Here is a 20,110-nt window from a genome sequence, read left to right as displayed (position 1 = left end):
CGTAATCCGTGAGACGACAAACCATAGCTTGTTGACCTGAGGGGGATCTGGCCGGAAGCGGAACTGCGGCTCTCAACGTCCATAACGGCAGGCCGCTGGTTTTTCTCATTGGGGGCCGAAACCGCTGGGCTTCACTCCGGCCAGCAATGAGGCAGCGGCTGCCGGAGTTCTTGTGCGTAGCGAATGGAGGGCGCGGTGGGCCGCGCCCTCCATACCAGATCAGAGGGTGACGACGATTTTGCCGATCTGCTCGTTGGATTCGAGGAAACGGGTTGCGTCCTGGATCCGATCGAACGGGAAGGTGCGGGAGACCAGCGGACGCAGTGTGCCCGTCCTCAGGCCCTCGTTGATGAACGCCTTGGCGCGGTCCAGGGCGGCGTCGTCACCGACGATCTCGGTGTAGAGATAGCCCTTGAGGGTGAGGCTCTTGCCGAGGACGGCGAACTGCGGGAACGGCCCCTGGTCAGGGCTGAGCGCGCCGTATTCGAGAAGAATACCGCCGACTGCCATGCATTCGGCGAGCTGCGCGATTGCCGGTCCACCGATCGGATCAAAGACAACTCGGGCACCCTTGCTACCGGTGATCGCCGCCACCCGCTCGGCCAGGTTTTCCTCCGTCGTCGCGACGACGTAATGTGCGCCGGCGTCACGCAATGCCTGGGCTTTCTCGCTGGTGCGGGTGGTCGCGATGACCGTCGCACCGACGCTGCGCGCGATCTGGAAGGCGGCGATGCCGACGCTGCTCGACGCGGCGGTCACGATGACGAAATCACCAGCTGTCAGCTTGGCCTGTTCGATGAGCGCGCCCCAGGCGGTCACATACTGCATCCACGAGGCCGCGGCCTGCTCGAAGGAAAGGTTGGACGGATGTTTGACGACGTGGCGGGCCGGAATGTTGATGATCTCGCCGTAGGTGCCCCAGCGCGCCATATCCAGGGTCGGGATGACACTGACCACATCACCCTCGGTGACGCTGGTCACGCCGCTGCCGACCGTCTTGACGATGCCGGCGGCCTCGTAGCCGAGTTGTGAGGGGAACGATGCCTCCTGCAGATAGGCTCCGTTGCGGAACATCACCTCTGCCCGATTGAGGCCGATCGCACGCACCGCGATCTGAACCTCATCGGCCGCGGGTGCCGGCACCGAGACGTCTTCGATGCGCAGCACGTCGGCATCGCCATAGGCATGAAAGCGTACAACGCGGGTCATGGGCTTTCCCTTTCTCAGGATGCTGTGGTTCAGTGGGCGTTGAACAGGGGGAAGCGGCCCGGCCGCTTGGTGACAGTGGCGATGTAAGGCAGAGGATTGTTTTGCGGAAGCCGGCGAATCGGAACTTGATAGTTATGAGATTTGTTAACAATAACCCTCCGTATGGACTTTACCCAGCAGCTCCGCATCTTCGTTGCCGTGGTTGACAACGGCAGCTTCGCGCGCGCAGCGGAGGCCCTGCTGATGGCGCGGCCGAGCGTCACCAATGCCATCAATGCCTTGGAAAAGGGGCTGGGCGCGCGCCTTATTCAGCGCACGACACGACGGATCAGCCTGACCGGGGAAGGGGAGCTGTTCTACGATCGCGCAACGCGCTTGCTCACCGATATCGCCGATGCACAAAATCTGTTCGGCGGTACGGACATGCCTCCATGCGGCCGTCTCCGGGTGGACATACCGGTGGCCCTCGCCAAGCCTCTCCTCATCGCGCGGCTACCCCAATTCAAGGCACTTTACCCTGATATCGACCTTATTCTTGGCGTCAGCGATCAGCCGGTTGACCTGCTCGCGGATGGTGTCGATTGCGTCGTGCGGATCGGAGAGTTGCCGCCGACCAGCATGGTTGCCCGCAAACTGGCCTGGATGACGGTGGTGGTATGCGGGTCGCCTGCATACCTTGCGGCTCACGGAATACCGGAGACCATCGAGGATTTGAAACACCACCAAGCCGTCAATTACTTCTCAGGTCGTGGCCATCGTCCGGTCGCGTGGACACTACCGGGAAACGGAGAGAGCATGTATCTCCCCATGCACAGCGGTATCATGGTCAATGATACCGAGGCATTTGTCGGTTGTGCCCTAGCTGGGCTCGGATTGATCCAGGTGCCGGGCTTGGTCGTCGCAAAGCACCTGTCCAGCGGACGCCTCCAGGAAGTTGTTCCTGCCATGCGCGACATCCGCTGGCCGCTGTCGATCATGTATCCCAACCGGCAACATTTAGCTCCGCAGGTACGCGCCTTCATCGACTGGATGGGCACGATCGTTCAATCCACGGCTAGCCAATGGCTACACCTTACCGCGTCGTAGGCGCTATCTCGTGGACCGTTCGTCTCGTCGGTGGAGCGTAGCGCGGGGCGGGTTAAACAAACGGCCGTTTGCTTTACTCCGCCTGCGTCGTCGTGGACGTCTCGTCGCGCCGTCGCCGATTTGGTAAAGGAATCCGGTCAGTCTTTCATCGTCTGGTATCGAGCGCGCACCACGGGTTTCCTGCCGAACCGGGGGCTTGCCCATGCTGATCGGCTACGCACGGGTATCGACCGACGACCAGAACCTGCACCTTCAGCGGGATGCACTCGGCGGGGCCGGGTGCGAGAGGATCTTCGAGGATCGCCGCAGCGGTGCCAGGACCGACCGCCCTGGTCTTTCCGCCGCGCTCGACGTGCTCCGCCGGGGCGACACGCTGGTCATCTGGCGGCTTGACCGGTTGGGCCGGTCCCTGAAGGACCTCATTGAGCTGGCCGAACGGCTCGATGCCGCCGGCGTCGGGCTGCGCAGCCTGCACGACGCCATCGATACCGGGTCGAGTGGCGGACGGCTGGTCTTCCACATGTTTGGGGCGCTCGCCGAGTTCGAACGCAACCTCGTGCGGGAACGCACCCAGGCCGGGCTCAGCGCAGCCCGGGCCCGCGGCCGGCTGGGCGGGCGCCGCAAGGTGCTGGACCCCGACAAACGCCGGCTCGCCGTCCAGCTCTACCAGGAACGCAAGCACACGGTGATGGAGATCTGCCGGCTCATGGGGATCTCCAAGCCGACACTCTACGCCTACATCGAGGAGATGGCCGGTGAGTGACGGGCGGCGGATCCCGGCCGAGGCGCTGGTGCATCTGCGCCGCCGGCTGGACACGCTGCCACCCCGTCATCCGGACCGTGCCGAGATCCTGCGGTCGGCCAGGGAACTCTACGGCGTGTCCCGCGCCACCCTCTACCGCGCCCTTCAGCAATCCCTTCGGCCCAAGGCCCTTCGTCGGGCCGACCGGGGAAAGCCGCGGAAGATACCCGCCACGGAGATGGAGCGCTATTGCGAGATCGTCGCCGCCCTGAAGCTGCGGACCACCAACAAGAAGGGCCGCCACCTGTCGACGGTGCAGGCGATCCGGCTGATGGAGGAGCATGGGGTCGAGGCCCCGGAGGGGCTGGTGCAGCCGGCGCCGGGCACGCTGCACAAAACCACGGTCAACCGCTATCTGCGCGTGTGGGGGCTGGAGTATGCCAGGGTGACCCGCGCGCCGGCGGCCGTGCGGTTTCAAGCGCGGCGGTCGAACGAGCTGTGGCAGTTCGACATGAGCCCGTCGGACCTGAAGCACGTCAAGCAACCGCTCTGGATCGAGTCCGGCCGGGGAGCACCCACGCTGATGCTGTTCAGCGTGGCCGACGACCGCAGCGGCGTCGTGTACCAGGAGTACCGGTGCGTCTACGGCGAGGACGCGGAGTCGGCCCTGCGCTTCCTCTACAACGCCATGGCCGCCAAGCCCGAGGAGGACAGCCATTCCAAGGCATCCCCGAAGCGATCTACATGGACAACGGTCCGGTCACCCGCTCGCGCGTGTTCCAGAACGTCATGGCCTGCCTCGGCATCAAAGTGATGACCCATCTCCCGGCGGGGGGCGACGGCCGGCGCACCACCGCCCGGTCAAAGGGCAAGGTCGAGCGGCCGTTCCGCACCGTCAAGGACGTTCACGAAACCCTCTACCACTTCCACGAACCGCAGGACGAGGCGGAGGCGAACCTGTGGCTGCGCCGCTACCTCGTCCGCTACAACGCTCAGGATCACCGTTCCGAGCCGCACAGCCGCATCGAGGACTGGGTGCGGCTCCTACCGGAGAAGGGTTATCGCGAGATGTGCGCCTGGGACCGGTTTTGCGCCTTCGCGCGGGAGCCGGAGCGGCGCAAGGTCGGCATCGACACCCGCATCACCGTGGAGGGCGTAGCCAACGAAGTCGATCCAGATCTGGCCGGCGAGGATGTGGTGCTCTGGTGGGGACTATTCGACCAGGAACTCTATGTCGAGCACGGTGACCGGCGATATGGCCCCTACGGTCCGGTCGGCGGCCCCATCCCGCTGCACAAGTACCGCAAGCACCAGAAGACCAGATCCGAGGAGCGGGCCGACCGGGTGGCTGAGTTGGCAGAACGCATCGGCCTGCCGCGCGCGGCGGTCGACGGCGGCACCTCGCCTCTGCCACCTCCCGTCACGGCACCGGCCGCCAAGGTGGCGTTCACCGACCCGGATCCCTACCGCACCTTGGCCTTTCCCGACATCATCGCGGCCAAGCGCGCGATCGCCGGCGAGATCGGCTTGGCGTTGGCGAAGCTGCCGGCCGAGGACCGGGCCTGGATTGACGCGCTGGTGCGGGAGACCTTGGCCAAGGACGAGGTGCTGACGAAGGTGCGGGCGTACTTCAGGCAGCGGACGGGAGGGGGCGGGGCATGCTGACGGAGGTCATGGAGCATTTCAGGTTGGAGCGGGACCTGCTGATGGCCGGGTATTACGAGACCGACCATCACCGCCAGCTCATCAAGGATGTGAAGGCGTCCATCCTGGTCGGCCGTCTGGTGGCGGTTGCCGGCGTCGTCGGTAGCGGCAAGACCGTGCTGCTCCGCCGCATCCAGGACGAACTGACCCGCGATGGGCGCGTTACGGTGTCGAAGAGCCTATCGGTGGACAAGGACCGCACCACCATCCCCACCCTCATCACTGCGCTGTTCCATGACCTCTCTCCAGACAAGGACCCGAAGATCCCAACTCTGGGCGAGAAGCGGGAACGCGAACTGCAGCAACTCGTACGGCGCGGCCGCAAGCCGGTGGCCCTGTTCGTTGACGAGGCACACGACCTGCACGGCAAGACGCTGATTGGGCTGAAGCGGTTGATGGAGGTGGTCGCCGATGGCGGCGGCATGCTCTCCGTCGTGCTGGTGGGCCACCCCAAGCTTCGGAACGACCTTCGACGTCCGACAATGGAGGAGATCGGTTACCGCTCGGTGGTGTTCGAGTTCGACGGCATGGCAGGGAACCAGCTCGCCTACATCCGTTGGCTCCTCGCACGCTGCGTCGGCGAGGGCATCGACATCGGCGAGCTGATCGAGACGGCGGCGGTGGAGCTACTGGCCAGCCGCCTAAAGACCCCGCTCCAGATCGAGCAGCATCTGACCCTTGCATTCGAGGAGGCGTACCGGATCGGTGACCGGCCGGTCACGGTCCAGGTGGTTGAGAGCATCCTGTCCCGTCAGCTAGACGATCTGGAACCGCGGCTGACCCGCCACGGCTACAGCGTGCGCTCCCTAGCCGACCAGTTCAGCGTCAAGCCGGCGGAGATCCGCCAATTCCTGCGGGGAGAGCTGAGCGGCGTCCGGGCGCAGGAGCTTACCCAGCAGATGCAGGCGGCTGGGCTTCCCCTCTGATCGGACTTCGTCTCACGGATTGTGGGCCGGCGCCCATGATCTCGGGTCCGTCTCAAACACTGCGGGCCCTGTCTCACCGAATGTGGGCCAGAGCCCGCTTCCCATCTCAGCCAATCTGGTCCCGGAATCGCTCAGAATCTCGGGTCCGGCCGCCGACGATCTCGGGCCGCTACAGGTAGCCGCCGATATGCGCAACGTGCTTGGGATCGGACCCGGCACCGGCCGGAACGGCACCTGGGAACAGCATCTCGCCGACCTTTTCGAAAGATGCGAGGACGCCGGGATCTGGATCATGCGGACGGGGTATGTCGGCAGCAACACGCATCGCACCCTCAGCACAGCGGATTTCCGAGGCTTTGCGATCGCGGACAAGTTGGCGCCGATCGTCTTCATCAACGGACGGGATGCCAAGGCCGCGCAGGCTTTCACGCTGGCCCATGAACTCGCCCATATCTGGCTTGGAGCCAGCGGCGTGTCGAATCCCGCCCTGGACCGGCGCACCGACGGTTCCGGAAACATCGAACTGGTCTGCAACGCGATCGCGGCCGAGGTTCTGGTGCCCCGTGCCCTGCTCATGAAGTCTTGGGACGGCTCCAGGAGCCTTGCCGCGAATGCCCAGTCCCTGTCGCAAGTCTTCAAGGTCAGCCGCGTCGTCATCGCGCGCCGGGCGCTGGACTGCGGCAAGATCGGCTGGAATGAATACCGCGCCTATTTCGAGCAGGAAAGAAGAAGCTGGCAGGTCCCGGACGAACCGGGTGGAGGCGACTTCTACCGAAACGCTCCGATCAAGAACGGCAGACGGTTCGCGCGGGCCGTCCTGAACAGCGCGATGAGCGGGCAACTCCTGTTCCAGGATGCAGGGAATCTCCTGCACATGAAGCCCGGAACGGTCCGCAAATTTTACGATCGAAGCCTGTCGGAGCGTTGACAATGTGCCTGCTTGGCTCCAATTTTACATTAAATTAACCGTTTCATGAACAGATAAAGAGCTTGTGTAGGTGAACGTGGATGTGTGTTCGGGCATGTTCATACCACGGGTTGCCCAACTTCTTTTGTCTCTTATGAATCGGCAAGTTGTAAATTTTGACTGTCTAATGTTGACCTTTCGGAGCAAACGCCGTTGAGAACAAGGCGCAAGGCAAATTCCGCGTGATTTTGGCATAACCATAGAGCGAGACTTCAATATTCTTGATGCTCGGATTAATCGTCGGTATAGTTATTCTCTCCTACGTTATACTCAGAGGATTGATTTCAATAATGATCTGCGGCGGTATCGGATACGTTGTTGGATCTGCTGGCGGTGATTGGTGGCCGATCTTCGGAGCAATTCTAGGCGGCCTAATTGGATTTTACCCATTTGCCCCGTACATCCATGATGACTAATGGAAAATCATTTATACGAAGTTTTGGCGTTCCGCCGAGTGCTCAGGCCAAGTCGTGAAAAATGGTCGACTTGTCTTACCGATCTGTTCGAACAGATCACGCGTCGTTCTGACTTGCCTCCGCAATTAATCTGACAAGGTTCTCAACTTCCAGGGTGTCGTCGGTCAGCATGTCGAGCGAAAAGGGACACGCCTCGGGGAGATCGGGTTCCGGTTCGCCATGGTCCTTGAAGCTGGCGGTCACCTTGCGCTTGGCCCGTTGCCACAGCCTTTCTTTATCCCGTTCGATCGCCCGCCGCATCGACGGCCTGTAGGCATCCAGGAACTTATCGTGAAACTCCACGATCTCCGACCGCCAATGGCCGATCACGTCCGGGTTGCGCGTGTGAACGACCTTCATGACATGAGCCATGAGGTTGACCATCCGGCTCGTCGCTTTCGACAGGGTCTCTTCGGCCGCTTCCTCAAGATACTCGCGCAGGCCTTCGTGATCGACGCTCCGGCGCGCGCCGAGCGCATGCGCCTGGATCAGCAGCCAAGCATAAGGATCGTCCTGTCGGTTGGGCAGCGGAACGGTATCGGGCATCCTCGGCCTCCCATGCGTCGGCGGCAGTCTACCGCGTCCGGGCTCGGGCGTCACCAAGGCAGGAGTTGGCCGAGGCCCGAGTGTTATCGGGCACTCGATAATCCCCACTTGGGAGCATTGAAAATTTCACGGTGTATTGGATCTATGTCCGGGTCGATCCGGAGGAAGACCTGACCGCCATCCTGATCACGCGGACCTCCGGGTCCGGCGCTCGGTTTCGGTTTGATCGGCCCGAACGCTGGTATAATCTCTGTCACGCCATCAGGGATCGAACGGAACCGACAGGATGCCGAACGACAGCCTCTACGAAACCGACTTCTACGCCTGGGCCACGCGGCAGGCGGCGTTGCTCCGTGCCGGCAGGCTGGACGCCGCCGACATCGAGCATATCGCCGAGGAGATCGACAGCATGGGCCGGAGCGAGAAGCGCGAATTGGTGAGCCGCCTGACCGTGGTCCTGCTGCATCTGTTGAAGTGGCAATACCAGCCGGCGTTGCGCGGTAATTCATGGCGCCTGTCGATCGCCAACGCCCGGGACCAGCTCGCCGATCACATGCAGGACAACCCCAGCCTGAAGGCGCGGCTGCCCGAAGCCATGGCATCCGCCTACCGGTACGCGCGGCGCGAAGCAGCGGCGGAGTCAGGCTTGCCGGAAACGACCTTCCCCGCCGAATGCCCCTGGTCCTTCGACCAGGCCGTGGACGAAGCCTTCTGGCCCTGACCTACGGTCCCGTTGCGCTCGCAGGGTGTGGCAGAGGTTCCAGAGCTTGGCGACCCTGTCGGTGGTGACGGTCACTTCAGTACCGGACGGAAGGCCGGAGCGTTGCCGTCGGATGCCGCTTCGCTCTATCCGACCTACGGTGCTACGGGGCTTCGTGCTGCCGCGCAATCTTCGGGAATGTTTGGAGGCGGTGAGGGAACCGGGCCGTCCCTTTCGTGGGAAACTCGGTTCCTGATAGGGTTTGATCGATCGGCTCCCCCAGATATACAATCCTGCTGTATATCCATGGAGCGGATCATGCAGGTCGCCAGATGGGGTGACAGTCTCGCCGTCCGTCTGCCTGCCGCTGTCGTCGAGGCATTGGATTTGAAGGAAGGCGACGAGATCGAGATCCATGTCGCCGGCGAGCGAAGCTTCGACATCGAACGCGACCGGAGCCGTCAGAGGGCCTTGGAGCGCATCCGCTCCTTCCGCAAGAAGCTGCCTCCGGATTGGAAATTCGATCGCGACGACGCCAGTGCGCGATGACCTCGATGGCAGGTGAGTTTCTCGACACAACTGTCCTGATCTATGCTTTCACCGATGATCCGCGCAGCCGGAAGGCGCAGGAACTGCTCGGCAAGGGCTGCGTCATCGGCGTGCAGGTGTTGAAAGAATTCACCAACGTCGCGCGCCGGAAGCTGGGCATGACAGGGGAGGAGCTGTGTGAAGCTCATTTCTCCGAGCGCCGCCGGCGCTCGGAGAAGGCGCTGCCCGCGCCGGATCACCCGGACTGGTTGGCGAACCAGTTGGGGTTCAGGTGGTCCTCCACCGACTTGACGCCGGGCACGGACTCGGCGGCCACCGTCAGGGCGCGGCGCTGGTCCTCGCTGTCCACCATGCCCCAGAGGTGGACGACCCCCTCGGTCACGACGATATTGACGTGGCGCAGGCTGGCCCAGGATTCGCCGCGTAGCAGGTCCGCCAGCGCCGTGCGGATCTCCGGATCGCTGACGGCGGCGATGCCCGCCGATGACCGTTTATAGGCGACCAGCCCGTGCAGCAGGTTGGCCCGGCTGACGATGCCGACCGGGACCCCGTCCTCCACCACCGGCACGCGCTTGATGCGGTGCCGCTCCATCAGTTCGGCGATCTCGCCCAGGTCGGTTTCCGGGGCGGCCGTCACCAGTTTCCGGCTCATCACGTCGCGGGCATGGAGGCCGTGGCTCTTGACGAACTCGGCGGCACCGCCGCTGCGGTCGAGCAGGACCTCCAGCCAGCGGGACTGGCGCCGCTCCGTGTTCGTCTCGACGCGGCGCAGAAGGTCGCCCTCGCTCACGATGCCGACAAGCCGCCGGCCGGCGTCGACCACCGGCACGCCGCTGATCCGCCTTTCCAGCAGCAGGGTCGCTATCTCCGCGACCGGCATGTCGGGATCGACCGTGATCACGGGCGAAGTCATGATGTCCTTGGCCTGCATTCCTGGGTTTCCTCCTGTTGATCTGCCGCCGTGCCTCCCCCTTGTCCCGGCCCGCTCCCGGGTCAGTCGGGGAAATCGCGGCTCTTCTCGATGTATCCGGCGAGGCCGAGATTGTGGTCGCGGATCAGGGCGCCTGCCAGGCCGGCATCGCGGTTCCCGATCGCCTCGGCCATCGCGTGGCGCAGGGCTGCCATCCCGGACGCCTGATCCGCGGCGTGGCCGGCCAGCCTGTTGATCCAGCGCATCTGGACCCGAAGGTTCTTCGTCAGGTCACCGATCATGCCGCAGCCGGACGCGCCGACGAAAGCGTCGTGGATCTCCATGATCCCGTCCGCCGCTTCCGCCCCGTCGAAGGGCTGCCGAAGCCGCGCCGCCAGCGCCGCGATCTCGTCGTCGGGCGCGCCGGCGGCGAAGAGCCGTGCCGCCATGCTTTCCAGCGCCGCCCAGACGATGATCATGTCGACGATCTCCGGGCGGGTCTTGCGGACCACCACGACGCCCCGGCGCGGCACCGTGCGGACGAAGCCCTCGTGCTCCAGCAGGATCAGCGCCTCGCGAACCGGCGTGCGGCTGATGCCCAGCCTTTCGGAGATCTCCCGCTCGTCGATCCTGATCTCGCCTTGATGGCTGTACAGATCCATCGCCTCGATGGAGCCTTTCAGCGACTGATAGGCCCGCATCTTCAGGGTATGGCTGGTATCCAGCGGTTTGAGTTCGACTTTCAAGCTGCCCATCGGCTTCCCAGCCCCTCTCGGCGACAGTTGTTTTCCGGAGCAAACGACTTGGTCCGACACTCCCGGCGAAGCTTCGTCGTGATCCTCCCGTGCGTCAGGGTTCGGGGTTTTCGGATGCCCGCGGCGTCCGCCCGGGCGTCAGACGCCATTGACCACCGGCCAGACCTCCAGGGCGCCGCGATAGATCATTTCCAGCGCGACATAGAGGATGATCGCCAAGCCCAGATAGGCGATCCAGCGGTGCTTCTGCAGGAGCCGCGCGATCATGGTCGCCGCCAGCCCCATCAGCGCGATCGACAGCGCCAGGCCGAAGATCAGGACGCCCGGATGCTCGCGGGCGGCGCCGGCCACGGCGAGCACGTTGTCGAGGGACATCGACAGGTCGGCGATGACGATCTGGGTGGCCGCCTGGGCGAAGGTCTTGCGCGGGCGGTGTCCGGCGACGGTGCCGTCGTGGTCGAGGTCCGCGTCGGCCAGGGCCTCGTTCGCGTCCATCTCGTCGCGCTCGTGGGCTTCGCGCAGCTCGCGCCACATCTTCCAGCTCACCCACAGCAGCAGGATGCCGCCGGCCAGCAGCAATCCCACGATCTGAAGCAGCTGGGTGGTCAGCCCGGCGAAGATGATGCGGAGCACCGTCGCCGCGATGATCCCGATCAGGATCGCCTTGTTCCGCTGGTCGCGGGGCAGGCCGGCGGCGGCGAGGCCGATGACGACGGCATTGTCGCCGGCCAGGACCAGGTCGATCATGAGGACCTGGAAGAAGGCGGAAAGCATGTCCGCCGTGATGAACTCGGCCATGGTTAACCTCTGTTTTCCGGGCGCGACCGTCCCGCCGCGGCAGGGAACGGCCGGGGCCGTTCCCTGCCGCCTCCCTGTTCACGATGGGCGTTCACGATAGGCGTGCCGGTTGCCGTCCGGCCCGCGGGACGCCGTTTACTTGACGGAGACCGGTGCCGCCGGCGACCCGCGGAACCTGCCGATGGCCAGGGAGATGACGGGCCAGAAGAGCATGGCGAGGGCGAGGGTGACGATGGATCCTACCAGGGGGTTGGACCAGAAGATGGCGAGGTCGCCCTGGGAGAGCAGCATGGCCTGGCGGAACGAGCTTTCGGCCATGTCGCCGAGGACCAGGGCCAGGACCAGCGGGGCGAGCGGGTAGGACAGCTTCTTGAAGACGTAGCCGAGCACGCCGAACACCAGCATGACGGCGATGTCCATGAAGGCGTTGTGGACCGTGTAGGCGCCGACCGCGCAGATCACGATGATGATCGGGGCGATGATGCTGAACGGGATGCGCAGGATCGAGGCGAACAGCGGCACCGTGGTCAGCACCACGATCAGGCCCACCACGTTGCCCAGGTACATGCTGGCGATCAGGCCCCAGACGAACTCCTTCTGCTCGACGAACAGCAGCGGGCCGGGCTGCAGGCCCCAGATCAGCAGCCCGCCGAGCAGCACCGCCGCGGTCGGCGAGCCGGGGATGCCGAGCGTCAGCATCGGCAGCAGCGCGCTGGTGCCCGCCGCGTGCGCCGCCGTCTCGGGGGCCACCACGCCCTCGATCTCGCCGGTGCCGAACCGGGCGCCGTTGCGCGAGAAGCGCTTGGCCAGGCCGTAGCTCATGAACGAGGCCGGCGTGGCGCCGCCCGGCGTGATGCCCATCCAGCAGCCCACGATCGAGCCGCGCAGCGCGGTGATCCAGTATTTCGGCAGCTGCTTCCAGGTGTGCAGCACGACCGCCGGGTTGATCCGGGCCGACTTGCCCTTGAAGGCCAGGCCCTCCTCCATGGTCAGCAGGATCTCGCCGATGCCGAACAGGCCGATGACCGCGATCAGGAAGTCGAAGCCGCGCAGCAGCTCGATGGTGCCGAAGGTCATGCGCAGCTGGCCGGTGACGGTGTCGAGCCCGACGGCTGCCAGGGCGAAGCCGAGCATCATGGCGGTGAGCACCTTGAAGGGCGATTCCTTGCCCATGCCGACGAAGCTGCAGAAGGTCAGGAGCTGGACCGCGAAGAACTCGGCCGGGCCGAAGCGCAGCGCGAAGCCGGCGATCACCGGGGCCAGGAAGGTGATCAGGATGACCGCCAGGAAGGCGCCGAAGAAGGAGGAGGTGAAGGCCGCGGTCAGCGCCTCGCCGGCGCGGCCCTGCTGGGCCATGGGGTGGCCGTCGAAGGTGGTGGCGACCGACCAGGGCTCGCCCGGGATGTTGAACAGCACCGAGGTGATGGCGCCGCCGAACAGGGCTCCCCAGTAGATGCACGACAGCATGATGATCGCCGAGGTCGGCGACATGCTGAAGGTCAGCGGCAGCAGGATCGCAACACCGTTGGCGCCGCCCAGCCCGGGCAGCACGCCGATCAGCACCCCCAGCGTGATCCCGACGAACATGTACACGATGTTCATGGGGTCGGCGAGAACGCCGAAGCCATGCATCAGATTCATCAAAGCGTCCAAGACTTCCCTCCGAGACGACCGTCATTATCCGGTGGCATGCTCCAGGTCGCGGTGCCGCACCGGAGCGGCGGTTCCTCTGCTTTTCGGTTCAATAGCCAAAGAATGTTTCGACCGGCCCCTTGGGCAGCGGGACGAGGAACCAGATCTCGAACATCACGAAGAGCGCGAGCGGGATGAGGATCGCTATGGGCAGGATCTTCACCACGGGGTACTTGCCGAGCCAGCTCATGAAGAAGGCGATGAAGATGGCGGCCGCGACATAGATGCCGAGGAAGCCGATCACGGCGACGAAGACGATGGTCGGTACGAGGACGCTGACCACCAGCTTGAGCTGCCCGCGCTCCACGAAGGTCGCCGCCTTGGGTGCCTTGTTGAGCAGGTTGCTGACCAGGATGACGCCGCTCGACACCAGCATGATCAGGCCGACATAGAAGGGGAAATAGCCGGCTTCGGGGCCGTCGCTGGCCCAGCCGGCGCCGACCCTGGAGCTGTCGTACATCACGACCAGGGCCACGATCGCGAACAATGCCGCCGTGACGATCTCCATCGTCCGCACCGAGACGACGGACTCCTCGTTGCTGTTTGGCTGGCTCATGGAAGTTCATCCCTTCGGAAACTGCCCTTCGACTGCGCCGGCAAGGCGGGCGCACGGCCCCGGCGGGCCGCCCAGGGGGACTGAAGGCGTCCCCGAAGCGGCCGGTTCGGTATCGGGCAGGCATGGAAGCAGGGTTTCGGGACGTTCCGGGGGCGGCGACGCGGCGCCGCTCCCGGATCGCCGGAGGATCGGTTACTTCGCGAGGAAGCCGGCCTTTTCCATCAGGCTCTTGTGGTTGGTCTCGGCCGCCGTCAGCCAGGACTTGAACTCGTCGCCGATCATGAAGCTCTTGTTGAAGGCGCCCTTCTCCATGAAGTCCTTCCATTCCGGCGTCTCGCGGACCTTCTGGAAGAGATCGACATAGAACTGGGTCTGGTCGGCGGTCACGTTGGGCGGCATGAAGATGCCGCGGAGCATGGTGTACTCGACGTCGAGGCCGCTTTCCTTGCAGGTCGGAACGTCGTTCCAGGACTTGCCGTCGGCGACCGGTTCCTTGATGTCGATGCGCTGGCTGTCGAAGACGCAGAGCGGACGCAGCGCGCCGGCGCGCCACTGTGACACGGCCTCGATCGGGTTGTTGACGCTCGAGGTGATGTGGTTGCCGACCAGCTGGGCCGCCACGTCGCCGCCGCCCTTATAAGGAATGTAGGTGAAGGTGGCGCCGGTTCCCTGCTCGATCGCCGCCGTTATGATCTGGTCTTCCTGCTTGGACCCGGTCCCGCCCATCTTGAAGGAGTTGGCGTCCCCGCTCTTGGCGGCGTCGGCATATTCCTTGGCGGTCTTGTACGGGCTCTCGGCATTGACCCACAGGACGAAGTTGTCGAGCGCCAGCATCGCGACCGGGGTCATGTCCTTCCAGGAGAAGGGAACGCCGGTGGCCAGGGGGGTCGTGAACAGGTTGGACAGGGTGATGATGATCTTGTGCGGGTTCCGCTTCGACCCGACGACATCGAGGAACCCTTCGGCGCCGGCTCCACCCGACTTGTTGATCACCACGATGGGCTGTTTCGTCAGGTTGTTTTTCTGGATGATGCCCTGGATCATCCGGGCCATCTGGTCGGCACCGCCTCCCGTGCCGGCGGGGACGATGAACTCGACCGACTTGGTCGGCTCCCACGCGAAGGCGGTGGAAGTCATCGCGCCGAAAATTACGCTCGTGAACGTGGCCGTTGTTATTGCGGCAGCCTTCTGCAGGCAAGAAAACTTCTTGGTCGCAGTCATCTAAGGCTCCTCCCTCTGTCGGGCCGGGTGGTTCGTTATTTCATGTCGTAAGCGGCCCTGCCGGTGCTGTTTTTCGATGTCGCCCGGCTTGTCGTCCGGTGCGTTGGTATACGGTATGTGGCATTGGGCATATTTGACAACTGAAAAACTTAGTTAATCGAAAAACTTTTAAAATATTGCACCGCACCAGGACTGTGCACGCGCAACAATCCGATAAGTAGGAAGGCGGAAAATTCCGCAACGTAAGACTGATCGTTGAAAATCTTCGAGTAAACACAGGCCCTTGCAAAACGACGGGACGGCATTCATATCGGCCCTGCCCCTAAGCGAATACTATGAATACTGGTATTTGGTATTCTGTATAAAGAATACGGGGCGGCGGAATCCGGCGCCCCGCTCCGGTCAGCCGCGGACCCTTTCGGCCGGCATGCTAGCCCATCGGGAAGAAAGCGAACTTGGCGGCGAAGAGAAGGGCCAGGATCGGAACGATGAAGCCGAGCTCGCGGGCGCGGCCGGACAGGATCTTGATCGCCGTGTAGGTGATGAAGCCCATGCCGATCCCGGTCGCGATGGAAAAGGTGAGCGGCATGCCGATGGCCGTGACGACGCCGGGGGCGTATTCGGTCGGGTCCTCCCAATCCAGTTCCGACAAGCCCCTGCTCATCAGGCAGGCGACGAAGAGAAGCGCCGGAGCCGTCGCATAGGCCGGGACGCTGCCCGCCAGGGGCGCGAAGAAGATGCAGAGCAGGAACAGCACGCCGACCGTCACGGCGGTCAGGCCGGTACGTCCGCCCACGCTGGTGCCGGCGGCGCTTTCGATGTAGCTGGTGACGGTCGAGGTGCCGAGTGCCGCCCCCATGACCGACGCCGTGCTGTCGGCGAGCAGCGCCTTGCCCAGGCGCGGCAGGCGCCCCCGTTCGTCCAGCAGGCCGGCGCGGTGCGCCACGCCGACCAGCGTGCCCGCCGTATCGAACAGATCGACGAAGAGGAACGTGAAGACGATGGTGACCAGCCCGATCTGCAGCGCGGCGCCGACATCCATGGCAAGGAAGGTCGGCGCCAGGCTCGGAGGGGCCGACACGATGCCTTCGAAGGGCGAAACGCCGGTCAGGATCCCCGTCGCGGCCGTCGCCAGCAGCGCCAGGATGATCGCCCCCGTGAGGCGCAGCGATGCCAGCGCCACCGTCAGGGCGAAGCCGCCGCAGGCCAGGATGGCTTCCGGCCTGGTCAGGTCGCCGAGTGCCACCATGGTCGCGGGATGGGGAACCACGATGCCGGCGTTGCGCAGCGCGACGATACCGAGGAAGAGGCCGATGCCCGCGGAAATCGCGAATTTCAGCGACTGAGGTATCGCGTTGACGATCGCCTGCCGGACCGGCAGCACGCTGAGGATCACGAAGAGCACGCCCGACAGGAAGACGGCGCCGAGAGCCACCTCCCACGGATGGCCGAGACCCTGCACGACGCCGTAGGAGAAATAGGCGTTCAGCCCCATGCCGGGAGCCAGGGCCACCGGGTAGTTGGCATAGAGCCCCATGATCAGCGTGCCCAGCGCCGCCGAGACGCAGGTGGCGACGAACACCGCCCCGTGATCCATTCCGGTGACCGCCAGCACCGAGGGATTGACGAAGATGATATAGGCCATGGTGAGGAAGGTCGTGACGCCGGCCGTGACTTCGGTGCGGAGATCGGTCCCGTGGTCGGACAGCTTGAAGAACCCGTCAAGCATGGCGAATGTCCTGTGTCGCGGAAATCATGGGGATCGGCGCCTTTCATCGGTTTTCCTGGAGCTGCATGCCTGCTGGTCGAACAGCCCGACTGCCGGGAATGATCCCGCCATCTTCGCGGGCGCCGTGAATGCACGGGCGAGGTCCGGGCGCGGGGACCGCTCCTCCGATGTCAAGGCTGCGGACAGGCGCCCCGCCAAGCCTGTCGGAAAATCTTACAGATCAGGGTGACGCCGCCTTCCCGGTTCCGGACAACATATTGATTTTAATAGGTAAGTTGAACATGGCACGCTGCGTGCTTTGTCCTTGAAGCCGCAAGGGTGCGGTGCGTAAGGAGGACCTGATGAAGAACCACATTAAAAAGAGCCTCGGGGTGGCGGCCGTCGGCGCCGTTCTGGCGTTGGGAATGGGCCAGGCCCAGGCGGCTCCGACCCCGGTGGCCGGCGTCATCGTCGGCGGCCCGAATGAGACGACCTTCAAGTTCTCGAACCTCACCGAGACCTTCGTGACCGGCGTCGGCGATACGCTGTCCGGCTTCGGCCGCGTGTCGCAGATCAACAACCTGTTCGGCGACGATTTCTGCTCGCCCGGTCCTTGCGAACTGACCTACACGTTCGACAACTACGTCGTGTCGGAGTTCGACACCACCGAGACCCTGAACACGACCGTGTTCACGGGCGGCAACGTCAATTTCTACGTCGACAACACTCCCGACGCCAACCTGGCGACCACGACGGGCTTCAGCGACGGCGACCTGTGGCTCACGGCCGTCGGCTTCGAGACGGAAGAGGTCTCCGGCCCCAATGCCGGATCGACGGGCTCCCTGTTCAGCTCGGGCACGGCTTTCGCCGACTCCGACAACATCATCGGCAACGGCAACGGCCTGCTGCAGATCACCGGCGGACCGGCCGGCGCATATTTCGGGATCAACAACCTGATCACGCTGAGCAGCAGCTTCCAGAACGCCGATCCGGACCTGAACTTCCTCCTGCCGCTGGCCGGCACGGCGGAGCTGCAGGTGGTCGCCGAGGTCCCGACCGAGGTGCCGGAGCCCGCGACCCTCGCCCTGCTGGGTGCCGGCCTGCTCGGCCTCGGCGTCGCCAGCCGGTCCCGCCGGAAGGCCTGACCCCGCGCTCCGCGAAGGTCCCCTTCGCCGGACACGCGACCCCGGCCCGGAAGCATCTCCGGGCCGGTTTCTTTATTGCGTCCCGACCGCGCGCAACGGGCTACCGTTTCCGCGGTGTCGGGATTTCTTACAGGCGCGACCGCCGCCCGCCCCCAGCATCGCGGAGGTCGGTTCCACGGGAGTCGTTCGCCTTCGCCGTTCAGGATCGGAGGCGAGCCAGCGCATTCCGGAAGCCGAAAGCGGCTGTCCGGCCGGTCAACGGCATTCGTCCGACGGGCCGTTTGCGGGCGAGGCGCAAACCTCTTAATGTACATACATTATCGTACACACGAGAGCCATTACGCCGAACAGTTCCCCCGCCTGAAGGAGGCGGGAACGCCTATCGGCGCCAACGACCTGTGGATCGCCTGCCACGCGCTGGCCGAACAGGCCACACTCGTCACCCACAACACAGGCGAATTCAGGCGGGTGACGGGATTGCGCCTGGAAGACTGGGCGGCCTGACACGGCAGCCGGCCATCTACGGCATTCACATAAGCCCGCGCAGCCGCTCCAGCGCCCTCTCCGCCTCCTCCTCGATCCGCGCGACGATCGCGGCCAGGGGTTCGACGCGGTCGGCGAAGATGACGGACTGACCGAGGGACAGGGCGCCCAGGGACATGTCGCCGGTCTCGTAGGCCTGCCGGCCGAGCTTGCCGGAGACCAGGGGCAGCAGGGCGGCGAGGTCGCCGGGGCGTTCCTTCTCCATCTGCTGGATCTTGTCCGTGGTCTCGTTGCGGAGTGCCCGCAGCGTGTTGCGCAGCGACTGCATGACCAGCGTGGTGTCGGTCTCGCGCGCCTCGACCAGGCGGTCCTTGTAGGCGGCGTGGGCGCGCACCTCCTCGGCCACCAGGAAGCGGGTGCCCATCAGCACGCCGTCGGCGCCCAGGGCCAGGGCGGCCACGAGCTGTTCGCCCGTGCCGATGCCGCCGCCGATCACGAGCGGCACGGTGATCTCGCGGGCGGCCAGGACCGACTGCACCATGGTGCCGATCAGCTCCATGCCGGGGTGCCCGCCCGCTTCCGCGCCGATCACCTCCACCATGTCCACGCCGACCGACTGGGCCTTGCGGGCGTGCTTCACCGTCGGGACCTTATGGACCACCCTCATCCCGGCGGCGCGCAGGCGGGGCAGATAGGGCTCCGGGTTGCGGCCGGAGGTCTCGACGAAGCGGACGCCCTCCTCCGCGATCAGGTCGAACACCGCCTCGGTGCGGTCGCCCTGCACCAGCTTGGGCAGCATGGAGACGTTGACCCCGAACGGCCCACCCTCGGCGAGGTCGCGACAGCGCCGGATCTCGTCCCGCAGGGCCGCCGGTTCGGGGAAGCTGGCGGCGGTGATGAAGCCCATGATGCCGGCGCGCGACGCGGCGGCGGCATAGTCCGCGGTCGCCAGCCATTGCAGGCCGCTGGCGACGATGGGAAGCCTGGTGCCGAAGAACTCGGTGACGCGGGTGTTCAGCATCGCCCAGACCTCAAGGGTGGAAATGGGCGGGACGCTTTTCCAGGAAGGCGGCGATGCCCTCCCCGGCGTCGGCATGGAGTAGGTTGCGGACGAAAGCCCGGCGCTCGCGGTCGAGCTGGGAGTCGAGATCGCCGTCCTGCGCCGCGTCGACCAGGCGCTTGATCGAGGTGATGGCCGCGGACGGACCCTCGGCCAGCCGCCGGGCGCGGCCGACCGCCGCTTCCAGCACCGTGCCGGGTTCGCACAGGGCGTTGACCACGCCCAGCCGGTGCAGGCGTTCCGCCTCGACCGTGCCGCCCTCCATCGCGATCTCGGCCACCGTCTGGCGCGGCAGCGACCGGGCCAGGAACGCGGTGGCGCCGCCGTCGGGGCTGAGGCCGACCTTGACATAGGCCAGCACGAAACGGGCGTCCTTGGCCGCCACGATCATGTCGCAGGCCAGCGCCACCGAGAAGCCGGCCCCGGCGGCCACCCCCTCGACCGCGGCGATCACCGGCTTTGGGCACGCGCGCAGCAGCCGTATCCAGCCGTGCAGCAGGTCGATCCCCGCCTCGGCCTGTCCGGCCGCCTGCCCGGGCGGCCCGTCGCGCAGTCCGGCGAGGCGGTTCAGGTTGCCGCCGCTGCAGAAGGCGTCGCCCGCGCCGGTCAGCACGACCGCGCCGATGCCGGGGTCCCAGGCGGCCCGGCGCAGCGCCTCGCTGCCCTTGGCATAGACGTCGGGCCCCAGCGCGTTCCGTGTCGCCGGATCGCTGATGGTCAGGACCAGCACCCGCCCCCGCTGCTCTTCAAGCAGTTCCGTCATCGTTTCCTCCCCCGCCGCTTTTCCGCGGAATTCGGTTTTTCGAGGTCTGCATAAAGGATCGCCTGGGCGATGTAAACCGATCCCGGGCCGTTTTATACCGCCATGCGAAATAGAGTTTCGACGATTTGACACTCT

The 20,110-nt window shown here is 65.0% G+C and carries 18 protein-coding genes and 2 pseudogenes; 9 read left to right on the top strand and 11 right to left on the bottom strand.

Going from position 1 to position 20,110, the window contains the following annotated elements:
• Positions 1-219: 219 nt before the first annotated feature.
• Positions 220-1,209 carry a zinc-dependent alcohol dehydrogenase family protein gene (locus tag JL101_RS35035; RefSeq protein WP_203101285.1) on the bottom strand — a complete coding sequence of 330 codons (990 nt, stop codon included), beginning with the start codon at positions 1,207-1,209 and terminating at the stop codon, positions 220-222.
• 162 nt (positions 1,210-1,371) lie between these two features.
• Here JL101_RS35035 and JL101_RS35030 point away from each other — a divergent pair, with 162 nt between their 5' ends.
• The 5 genes and pseudogenes from JL101_RS35030 to JL101_RS35010 all read left to right on the top strand — a co-directional run bounded on the left by JL101_RS35030 (position 1,372) and on the right by JL101_RS35010 (position 6,595).
• The gene (locus tag JL101_RS35030) at positions 1,372-2,295 is read left to right on the top strand and encodes a LysR family transcriptional regulator (protein ID WP_203101283.1); all 924 of its coding nucleotides are present in this window, start codon (positions 1,372-1,374) and stop codon (positions 2,293-2,295) included.
• Between the two features lie 202 nt (positions 2,296-2,497).
• Positions 2,498-3,058: a recombinase family protein gene (locus JL101_RS35025; protein ID WP_203101282.1), complete on the top strand. Its 561-nt coding sequence runs from the start codon at positions 2,498-2,500 to the stop codon at positions 3,056-3,058.
• A gap of 10 nt (positions 3,059-3,068) precedes the next feature.
• A pseudogene (locus JL101_RS35020) lies at positions 3,069-4,702 on the top strand (IS481 family transposase).
• Positions 4,696-5,667, top strand: coding sequence for an ExeA family protein (locus JL101_RS35015; protein WP_203101280.1), 972 nt, complete (start codon positions 4,696-4,698; stop codon positions 5,665-5,667). Before JL101_RS35020 ends, JL101_RS35015 begins: the two are co-directional and overlap by 7 nt.
• A gap of 19 nt (positions 5,668-5,686) precedes the next feature.
• A complete protein-coding gene (locus tag JL101_RS35010; RefSeq protein WP_228435653.1) occupies positions 5,687-6,595 on the top strand; it encodes an ImmA/IrrE family metallo-endopeptidase in 909 nt (302 codons plus the stop codon).
• A 551-nt stretch (positions 6,596-7,146) separates the two neighbouring features.
• Here the strand turns inward: JL101_RS35010 and JL101_RS35005 are convergent.
• Positions 7,147-7,635: a DUF29 family protein gene (locus JL101_RS35005; RefSeq protein WP_203101278.1), complete on the bottom strand. Its 489-nt coding sequence runs from the start codon at positions 7,633-7,635 to the stop codon at positions 7,147-7,149.
• Positions 7,636-7,921: 286 nt separating this feature from the next.
• On the opposite strand from JL101_RS35005, the gene JL101_RS35000 reads away from it, so the two are divergent.
• Together JL101_RS35000 and JL101_RS34995 are read left to right on the top strand one after the other, a co-directional pair.
• A complete protein-coding gene (locus JL101_RS35000) occupies positions 7,922-8,356 on the top strand; it encodes a DUF29 domain-containing protein (RefSeq protein WP_203101276.1) in 435 nt (144 codons plus the stop codon).
• Between the two features lie 297 nt (positions 8,357-8,653).
• Positions 8,654-8,884: an AbrB/MazE/SpoVT family DNA-binding domain-containing protein gene (locus tag JL101_RS34995; protein WP_203101274.1), complete on the top strand. Its 231-nt coding sequence runs from the start codon at positions 8,654-8,656 to the stop codon at positions 8,882-8,884.
• Positions 8,885-9,119: 235 nt separating this feature from the next.
• Here the strand turns inward: JL101_RS34995 and JL101_RS34990 are convergent, their stop codons facing one another.
• From JL101_RS34990 to JL101_RS34960, 7 genes are all read right to left on the bottom strand, one after another.
• Positions 9,120-9,815 carry a CBS domain-containing protein gene (locus tag JL101_RS34990; RefSeq protein WP_203101264.1) on the bottom strand — a complete coding sequence of 232 codons (696 nt, stop codon included), beginning with the start codon at positions 9,813-9,815 and terminating at the stop codon, positions 9,120-9,122.
• A 62-nt stretch (positions 9,816-9,877) separates the two neighbouring features.
• The gene (locus JL101_RS34985; protein WP_203101262.1) at positions 9,878-10,549 is read right to left on the bottom strand and encodes a GntR family transcriptional regulator; all 672 of its coding nucleotides are present in this window, start codon (positions 10,547-10,549) and stop codon (positions 9,878-9,880) included.
• A 138-nt stretch (positions 10,550-10,687) separates the two neighbouring features.
• Positions 10,688-11,347 carry a TerC family protein gene (locus JL101_RS34980; protein ID WP_203101260.1) on the bottom strand — a complete coding sequence of 220 codons (660 nt, stop codon included), beginning with the start codon at positions 11,345-11,347 and terminating at the stop codon, positions 10,688-10,690.
• Positions 11,348-11,482: 135 nt separating this feature from the next.
• On the bottom strand, positions 11,483-12,988 hold the full coding sequence (locus tag JL101_RS34975) for a tripartite tricarboxylate transporter permease (protein ID WP_407697468.1): 1,506 nt from the start codon (positions 12,986-12,988) through the stop codon (positions 11,483-11,485).
• 100 nt (positions 12,989-13,088) lie between these two features.
• On the bottom strand, positions 13,089-13,595 hold the full coding sequence (locus JL101_RS34970) for a tripartite tricarboxylate transporter TctB family protein (protein WP_203104394.1): 507 nt from the start codon (positions 13,593-13,595) through the stop codon (positions 13,089-13,091).
• Between the two features lie 192 nt (positions 13,596-13,787).
• Positions 13,788-14,732, bottom strand: coding sequence for a Bug family tripartite tricarboxylate transporter substrate binding protein (locus JL101_RS34965; protein WP_203104392.1), 945 nt, complete (start codon positions 14,730-14,732; stop codon positions 13,788-13,790).
• 514 nt (positions 14,733-15,246) lie between these two features.
• Positions 15,247-16,545 (bottom strand): NCS2 family permease, encoded by a 1,299-nt coding sequence (locus JL101_RS34960; protein ID WP_203104390.1) that lies wholly within the window; start codon positions 16,543-16,545, stop codon positions 15,247-15,249.
• Positions 16,546-16,886: 341 nt separating this feature from the next.
• Between JL101_RS34960 and JL101_RS34955 the strand changes: the two genes are divergently transcribed.
• Complete coding sequence (locus JL101_RS34955) at positions 16,887-17,669, top strand: PEP-CTERM sorting domain-containing protein (protein ID WP_228435651.1); 783 nt, start codon at positions 16,887-16,889, stop codon at positions 17,667-17,669.
• A 336-nt stretch (positions 17,670-18,005) separates the two neighbouring features.
• Positions 18,006-18,173: pseudogene (locus JL101_RS34950) on the top strand (type II toxin-antitoxin system VapC family toxin); the annotation flags it as partial.
• Positions 18,174-18,198: 25 nt separating this feature from the next.
• Here the strand turns inward: JL101_RS34950 and JL101_RS34945 are convergent.
• Positions 18,199-19,173, bottom strand: a complete 975-nt coding sequence (locus JL101_RS34945) for an NAD(P)H-dependent flavin oxidoreductase (protein ID WP_228435650.1) — start codon at positions 19,171-19,173, stop codon at positions 18,199-18,201.
• Positions 19,174-19,183: 10 nt separating this feature from the next.
• Complete coding sequence (locus JL101_RS34940) at positions 19,184-19,975, bottom strand: oxepin-CoA hydrolase, alternative type (protein WP_203104384.1); 792 nt, start codon at positions 19,973-19,975, stop codon at positions 19,184-19,186.
• Positions 19,976-20,110: the final 135 nt, after the last annotated feature.

The sequence above is a fragment of the Skermanella rosea genome (assembly GCF_016806835.2).
In the GTDB taxonomy this organism is placed as follows: domain Bacteria; phylum Pseudomonadota; class Alphaproteobacteria; order Azospirillales; family Azospirillaceae; genus Skermanella; species Skermanella rosea.
The sequence above is the reverse complement of the archived record's forward strand: the minus strand, read 5'-3'. Positions and strand labels throughout refer to the sequence as shown.